Here is a 583-nt window from a genome sequence, read left to right as displayed (position 1 = left end):
CGCCGAGGCCTATTGCCGCATCTCCAGTTACCTGCAGACCATGGCAAATCAGGGATACAATCCGCTGGTCGCCATTCAAATGGCCTTTTCGGGACAGCTCTACGCTGATAGGGGTGAGTAGCGATGTCTCATTTTCTTTCTCAGCCTCAGCAGCTAAAGCAGATAACAGTTCGTCCTCGGTCGCTGGCATTTTCTGGGTACTTTGATGCGGCTCCGTTACCTCTTTCAGCTTTGCCGGATGGGTCGCGATATGGATCTCTTTCAGCTTGTGGATCGCTACATGGGTATAGATTTCCGTGATTGATAGCTGGCTGTGTCCAAGCATCTGCTGGATAAAGCGGATGTCCGCGCCGTTCTCCAGCATCAGCGTCGCCATGGTGTGGCGGAACAGATGGCAGCTACCCATCTTATCGATGTTAGCCTGTTTGACGTATTTCTTAACCGCTCTGGATACTTTGTGCGGATTGAGCACCTTGCCGGTCTCATCCAGGAACACATTGTCTGGACTGGATGGCAAGGCATGTTGAGGTCGCACATCATCGAGGTATTTTTCGACCCAGACCAAGGCGCGTTCTCCAACCGG

General features: G+C 52.5%; 1 protein-coding gene. It reads right to left on the bottom strand.

Annotated elements, in window-relative coordinates:
• On the bottom strand, positions 1-565 hold a 565-nt coding region (locus tag ACOCD2_RS25285), incomplete at its 3' end, for a tyrosine-type recombinase/integrase (protein WP_419584837.1).
• Positions 566-583 lie beyond the last annotated feature (18 nt).

Origin of the sequence: Thiolapillus sp. (assembly GCF_048562965.1) — a bacterium.
In the GTDB taxonomy this organism is placed as follows: domain Bacteria; phylum Pseudomonadota; class Gammaproteobacteria; order Chromatiales; family Chromatiaceae; genus Thiolapillus; species Thiolapillus brandeum_A.
This window is presented reverse-complemented; position numbering and strand designations above follow the sequence as displayed.